Source organism: Janthinobacterium sp. UMAB-56 (genome assembly GCF_900095265.1).
Lineage (GTDB): Bacteria > Pseudomonadota > Gammaproteobacteria > Burkholderiales > Burkholderiaceae_D > Janthinobacterium.
Map to the genome: position 1 here is coordinate 65,815 of NZ_LT607654.1, position 6,813 is coordinate 72,627.

The 6,813-nt window shown below is 57.5% G+C and carries 7 protein-coding genes; 2 read left to right on the top strand and 5 right to left on the bottom strand.

All coding sequences use genetic code 11. The features are described 5' to 3' along the window. Window positions 1-579: 579 nt before the first annotated feature. Together K0F85_RS08885 and K0F85_RS08890 are read left to right on the top strand one after the other, a co-directional pair. The gene (locus K0F85_RS08885) at window positions 580-1,323 is read left to right on the top strand and encodes a hypothetical protein (protein ID WP_219115692.1); all 744 of its coding nucleotides are present in this window, start codon (window positions 580-582) and stop codon (window positions 1,321-1,323) included. Between the two features lie 220 nt (window positions 1,324-1,543). Next, window positions 1,544-3,148, top strand: a complete 1,605-nt coding sequence (locus tag K0F85_RS08890) for a diguanylate cyclase (protein ID WP_219115693.1) — start codon at window positions 1,544-1,546, stop codon at window positions 3,146-3,148. Between the two features lie 89 nt (window positions 3,149-3,237). On the opposite strand, the gene K0F85_RS08895 is transcribed toward K0F85_RS08890, so the two are convergent. The 5 genes from K0F85_RS08895 to cyoC form a co-directional block, all read right to left on the bottom strand. Further along, window positions 3,238-3,774, bottom strand: a complete 537-nt coding sequence (locus K0F85_RS08895) for a response regulator transcription factor (RefSeq protein ID WP_219115694.1) — start codon at window positions 3,772-3,774, stop codon at window positions 3,238-3,240. Continuing rightward, window positions 3,764-5,113, bottom strand: a complete 1,350-nt coding sequence (locus K0F85_RS08900) for an ATP-binding protein (RefSeq protein ID WP_219115695.1) — start codon at window positions 5,111-5,113, stop codon at window positions 3,764-3,766. The genes K0F85_RS08895 and K0F85_RS08900 overlap by 11 nt, the downstream gene beginning before the upstream one ends. After that, entirely contained in the window at window positions 5,097-5,930 is an 834-nt protein-coding gene (locus K0F85_RS08905; protein WP_219115696.1) for an SURF1 family protein, read from the bottom strand. Before K0F85_RS08905 ends, K0F85_RS08900 begins: the two co-directional genes overlap by 17 nt. Then, complete coding sequence (gene cyoD, locus K0F85_RS08910) at window positions 5,927-6,313, bottom strand: cytochrome o ubiquinol oxidase subunit IV (protein WP_092797724.1); 387 nt, start codon at window positions 6,311-6,313, stop codon at window positions 5,927-5,929. The genes K0F85_RS08905 and cyoD overlap by 4 nt, the downstream gene beginning before the upstream one ends. Further along, on the bottom strand, window positions 6,310-6,813 hold a 504-nt coding region (gene cyoC / locus K0F85_RS08915), incomplete at its 5' end, for a cytochrome o ubiquinol oxidase subunit III (protein ID WP_257572633.1). The genes cyoD and cyoC, both read right to left, overlap by 4 nt.

Consider the following 6,813-nt stretch of genomic DNA (forward strand, 5'->3'; position numbering starts at 1 on the left):
TTGGAAAAGTGAACGCGGAGAATATTCCAGATAGCGTACTTGCATACGCCAGTGCTTACGCTCAGACACAGGCGGCGGACAAGCAACTGCCCGCCTCGCCCACGCCGCCAGTTGAATACGCGCAGTCGTTCTTGCGGGGCTTGATTCATCCAACGGGCCGCTTATTGACGCAATCGGCACCTAGGCGTGATGCCTACACGAATGCTCAACGCTATTGGCGCGACCATCCGTCCGAACGGGCCAGCATCATGGCAGGCTATGGCTAGCGTGCCATCGAGTGCGATGGCGTCTGGTCGCGGGGCTTTGAAAGGAGCAGTCTCGCGTGCATATAGTCGCTTATCCCGGTCCCGAAGATCATTATGGCCATCTGGGCAGGTTGGAACACGAGGTGTTAGTCGTCTCGGCTAACGCCGCGAAAACCGCAGTTCATTGATGGCAAATCCGGAAAACAGCGATTTCAAGCATTCCATTCGTCCGAATTGACACTCTGTCTTAAAAACCTCCTGGCGCGTCTGTCTTTTTCTATACTCGTGCCAAGGTTGACGTGACAAGCAATGACTTGAGAGGCAAATAAATAAGATGAATATGCGCGCGATAGCGGCTCTTCTGCTGTGCTTATATGGCGCTGCAGTACAGGCCCGGGCGGACACCGCGCCAGCCATGGAACCATCCGCACTGGATGCGGCGGCGTCCGTTGATGTCAAAGGCATGCGGGACCCGGACTGGAAACCCTACAGTGCCATGCTCAAGGGCGTCAAACGCTACGAAGAAAAGCATGCTCTGGCGCCTGGCGCGCAGCTGCGCTTCATCCTGCAGCCACGCCATGCCGATGTCGACATGCACGCCATCGCGCTCAGGCTGGAAAGCGACGAGGCGGGTATGCCAATACCGCTGGGGGAACGCAATATCTTCAGCTTGCCCGTCGAACTGGGCCCTCTGTATGAAAAGGCCGAGCTGACCCTGAACCGCAAGGCGGGGTCGGTCCGGTGGCTTCCCTACGTCAGGAGTGCCGCGACCAGCGACACGATCCGCCGCCTGGGCGACCTGCGGCTGACCTGCGAAGTCCATTGGGCCATCGACAAGGAGACCTTGCCTTTTGCGATGCGCACCGCGATGGGCGCTTTGGGTGGGCCGTGCAATTTCGTCTCGCAAAAGGGAACCTACAGCTTTGCCGAAGCGCGGCGCATCGTTGCTGCGACGATCAGCTTCGACGGAAAAAGCGCGCCCGTACCCTTCAGCGGCTTCTCGTTCACGCCGCCATTGCGGGAGCAGGACTGGAGCGATGACAGTACGATCGAACTGACATTCGAAAACGCGAAGTAAGGCAATGTATTCCTGGCGGCATGGCATCAACTCGCGTGCCATCGGCCTTTTCATCTGCAAAATAGCGAATGCGCGTCAGGCGACGGCGGGCTTGATATATCGGACTTTGATGTTGGCGATGGTGTTTATTACCAACTAAATATTTTCTCGTTACGATGTGTGAATATCGGATGCGCTATTTAGTGCAAACTCCTGTACATATAAAATCAGGAGCTAGTCCATGGCCCGTACAAACAGTCTGCCCGCGCGTCTGTTGGACTCAAGCTTCCAGCGCTTTTCCTTGTTGCCGCTGATGATCACCTTCGTCGTCTTGGTTTGCCTGTCGATTCTTGCGACTCAATTCTGGATGAGCTTGCGCGCAAGAGAGGTGCAACTGAGTGAAGGTGCAGCGGCGAGCGCCAACCTGGCTCAGTCCGTTGCTCAGCACGCATACGACACGATCAAGGAGGCCGACACCTTGCTGGTTGGGCTGGTTGAGCGCATAGAAACGGACGGCGTCTCAAATCTGGAGCTTTCGCGTATTCATAAATTGCTCGTTACACGCGTGAGCGAGTTGCCGCAGTTGCATGGGATATTCATCTATGCAAAGGATGGCAGTTGGCTGGTCAATTCCCAGGATGTTCTTTTGAAGAATCTGAATAATTCGGATAGAGATTACTTCAAATACCATCAATATAATAGTGATCGCGGCCCGCATATAGGGCCGCCTGTGCGTAGCAGATCAACAGGCACCTGGATTATTACGGTGTCGCGCCGGATCAATCTTCCCGACGGGAGTTTCGGCGGGGTTGCTCTTGCAACAATTGATATGCAATATTTTAAGTATTATTACAATAAGTTTTCCATAGGCGATCAGGGTGCTATTTTCATTGCCAATAGCAATGGTGTACTTTTATTGAGAAGACCATTTGATGAAAAGGCCCTGGGAAAGGACATATCAAAGTTGCCCGTATTTGATATCTATTTACCCAAGGGACCGACTGGAACGGCTGTCATAAAATCGGGTCAGGATGGTGTGACACGAATTAATAGTTATAGAAGAATCGATAAGTATCCATTGGTGGTTTCTGCCGCGCTGGCAAAAGATGAGGTTTTAGCAAATTGGCGCGCTGATGCCTATTTCCATTTTATGGTAGGCGGGATGTTGGTAGTGCTCATTGCCTTTCTAGGCTATCGTATGGTGAGACAGATCAATCGCCAATCGCAAGCTGAACAAGAACTCATACTCGCCGGCATTGAATTGGAAGGAATAAATGAAACTTTGTCGCGACTTGCGAGCCAGGATGGACTGACAGGACTCGCGAATCGGCGTCATTTTGATGAATCACTGATGGGCGAGTTTAATCGCGCGCGGCGCGGCGAAAGCTTGCTAGGATTAGTGATGATTGATGTTGATTATTTTAAGCAGTATAACGATATCTATGGTCATGTAGCCGGCGACGAGTGCTTAAGAAAAATTGGCAAGGTGGTGACCTACAGCATGCGCAGGCCTGGGGATCTTGCAGCTCGCTACGGCGGTGAAGAGATGGTGGTTTTACTGCCAGGAACCGATCTCGCCGGTACATTGGCCGTTGCAGAGAATATTCGTTTAGCCATTCAATCTTTGGAGATTGAACACGCCGGAAATCCTCTTGGTGTTGTGACAGTAAGTATCGGCGTCGAAGCCTTTTCTCCAATTCACCTGGAAAACCAAGCGATTGAGCTGGTCGAGGCCGCTGACAAAGCCTTGTACAAAGCGAAAGAGTCTGGACGAAATCAGGTTTGCCATGCCTTTTCTTGCCAGGCAGAGACAATGAGAGAAAGCCTCCCGGCTTTGCATGGATAACCTTGTCATCAACTGTACGGCGTCGCTCAGTTCGCCGAGCGTTGTTTCACACCCTTGACCGACCAGGGTTTTCGACCTGCCGCTGAGACTCATTTGACCCGCTGCTTCTCCAGCTTGCGCGCCAGGGTGCGCCGGTGCATGCCCAGGCGGCGGGCAGTTTCCGAGATATTGAAATCCGTCTCGGCCAGCATTTCGTGGATGCGTTCCCATTCCAGGGTCTTGATGTTGGTGGCGCGGTTGCTCAGTTCGATGTCGGCGTTGCCGGCCACGTGGCCGAAGGCCGCTTCGATGTCGTCCGTGTTCGACGGTTTCGCCAGGTACTGGCAGGCGCCCAGCTTGATCGCTTCGACGGCCGTGCCGATACTGGCGTAGCCGGTCAGCACGACAATCAGCATTTCCGGGTCGTGCTGGTGCAGCATCTGCACGCAAGCCAGGCCGGACGTATTGCCATTGAGCTTCAAATCGACGACGGCGAAGTCGGGACAATGCTGTTCCAGCAAGGCGCTCGCTTCATCGAAATTGGTGGCCAGCAGGACTTGGTAGCCGCGCCGTTCGAACGAGCGGCCCAGGGTGCGGGCAAACGCGGCGTCGTCTTCCACGATCAGTAACAGACGGTCATCCTGCATGGTGGTCGCTTTCTCTTTCCAGTTTGATGGCCGCCAGCGGCAAGGCCAGGTGCACCACCGCCCCGCCCTGCACGCGGTTGCGTGCCGTCACCGTGCCGCCCAGGGTACGCGCAACATTCACCACCAGGAACAGTCCCAGGCCGCCGCCGGGCTTGCCCTTGCTGCTTTGATACGGTTTGCCCAGGTGCGTCAACATCGATGGCTCGAAGCCGGGGCCGGCATCGGTAATGACCAGGTGCAAGGCATCGGCTTCGCGCGTGGCTTCGAAGCGCAGCCAGTCGGGCGACGCTTCCAGTGCATTGTCGAGCACATTACAGATGGTTTGTTTCAGGGTCGAATCGAAAACCACCGGGACATCGTGCTCGATGCGGTTATCGTACTCGAAACCCTGGATGGGGCGACTGACGCGCCACTCGTCGACCAGGTCGTTGAGGAAGGTGTTGATCGTCGTCTTCACCGACGATTCGCCGCGCGCCTCGCCCGCCGACAGCAAAATGCCGCTGACGATGCTCTTGCAGCGCTGCAACTGCGCCTGCATTTCCGTGATTTCTTCCAGCAATTCGCTATTCTTGCTCAGTTCCGGCATGCGGCGCCAGTCGCCGAGGATGACGGAAAGGGTTGCCAGTGGCGTGCCCAGCTCGTGCGCGGCGCCCGAAGCCAGCAAGCCCATGCGGATGATGTGCTCTTCTTCCGCCGCGCGCTGGCGCAAGTCGGCCACCTTGGCGTCGCCGGCGCGTTGGTTGCGGTTGATGCGCGTAATGAACACTACCAGCAAGGCGGCGTTCAGGATGAAACAGATCAGCAGGCCTTGCACGTACAGGCTGGAAAAGCCCCGCTCGGGGTCGATCGGCAAGGTCAAGGGGCCGGGCAGCAAGGCCAGGCCGGCCAGGCACAGGCTGGTGATGGCCACCATGATCCAGGTCGACCACACTTCCAGGAGGACGGCGCTGAGGATGACTTGTAATAAGTACAGGAAGGCAAACGGGTTGCTGATGCCGCCGCTCAGGTAGAGCTGGGCCGTCAGCACGGTCACGTCGACCAGCAAGGCGAGGAACAGGGCCGTATTGGAGACGGGCTGGCGTTCGTGCCAGCGCAGCAGGCTGGCTAAGTTGAAAGCGATGAGGCAGGACAACACCTCGAGCATATAGGGCACGGGCAAGGCGATGCTCAGCCCCACGCCCACGCCAAAGATCGTGCTGATCTGGCCGATCACGGCCAGCCAGCGCAACTGGATCAGCAGCTTCATGTTCTGGTGGCCGGCCGGATGTTCCATCTCGGCCGCCACCGCACCGCGCTCCAGGACTTCGCGGTTGGGCAGGATTTCAATCCTGCCCGGCATGGTCGCTTTCCTGGCGCTGGGCGCCACGGGCGCGGCGGCGCTTGTCCTCGCGCACGAGCCACCACGTGATACCGGCCACCATCAGGGCCAGCGCAAACCACGTCAACGCATACACGAGGTGGTTGTTATGGAAGGAAATGACGGTCAGTCCGCCAACAGGCGCGTCGCTGGCCGTTTCCGACTTTTCCTTCGCATCGACGAAATATGGCGCCACGTTGCTCAGCATGTGCGAGGCGCCGATGGCGGCCACGTCGCGCGAATACCAGTGCTGCGTGGCAGGACTGTTTTCACGCAGGAAACCGCCGCCCGTCTCGCTGATGCGCAGCAAGCCTTCGATGTGCACAACGCCGGCCGGGGTGCTGGCGGCGATGCTGGCACGCTTGGGCACGAAGCCACGGTTGACCAGCACGGTGCTGCCATCGGCCAGGCGCAAGGGCGTCACCAGCCAATAGCCGCTGCCCAGTGCTGTCGTTGCCTGCACCAGGGTATTGAAAATGGGGAGATACGTACCGGAGAGTCGCACATGGCGGTATTCATCCGTTTGTGGCGTAATGCTGGCCCAGGCTGCGGGTCCAGGTGCGTCCGTTGCGGGCGCATGTACGCGTTGTTCGACGCGCTCGATCAGGTCAAGCTTCCAGAACAGGCGCTTGACTTGCCAGGTGCCCAGGGCACAGAAACCGGCAAATAAGATCCCCGCCAGCAAGGCCAATGCAATGATTGAATAATGCACAGCCATGCCGCGTGGGCCTGGCGCGGCATCTTGCGATGCAGCGCCAGGGGCGCGCCCGGTCTTGCTTGGGCGCGGTTGACTCATCATGGAGCCGTTTTCGTATGCATGTATTCAGGCATCAGATCCGGCATCATGTTGTGGTTCATGTGGTACATCACCCACAGGGAACCGGCCATGGCAATGCCCACGATCATGATGGTGAAGATCAGCGCCATCATGTTCCAGCCACCTTCGGACTTGGTGTTCATGTGCAGGAAGTACACCATGTGCACCACCACTTGAACCGCCGCGAACGCCAGCAGGACCAGGCCCATGGTGCCCGAGTTGGTGATGGCTTTCGTCATCACCAGCCAGAATGGAATGGCCGTCAGGATCACCGACAGGATGAAGCCGATGGCGTAGCTTTTCAGGCTGCCATGATCGTGCTGGTCATGGTGGTGGCTATCGCCGTGTGTGTGGTGGTCGCTCATGGCAGCACTCCCATCAGGTAGACAAAGGTGAAGACGCCAATCCAGATGACGTCCAGGAAGTGCCAGAACAGCGACAAGCACATCATGCGACGGCCGTTTTCCGGGGTCAGACCATGCTTGTTCAACTGGAACATCAAGGTCACGAGCCAGATCACGCCGAACGTCACGTGCAAGCCGTGGGTACCGACCAGGGCGAAGAACGACGACAGGAACGCGCTGCGCTGCGGACCGGCGCCTTCGTGGATCAGATGAATGAATTCATACATTTCCAGCGACAGGAAGGCCAGGCCGAACAGGCCCGTGATGCCCAGCCAGACCAGGGTGCTGCGCAATTGCTTGCGCTGCATGGCCAGCATGGCGAAGCCGTAGGTGATCGACGACAGCAACAGCATGGCCGTGTTGACGGCCACCAGCGGCAGGTCGAACAGCGCGGCGCCCGTCGGGCCGTCCGCGTAGCTGCGGCCGACCACGGCATACGTGGCGAACAGACAGGCGAAGAT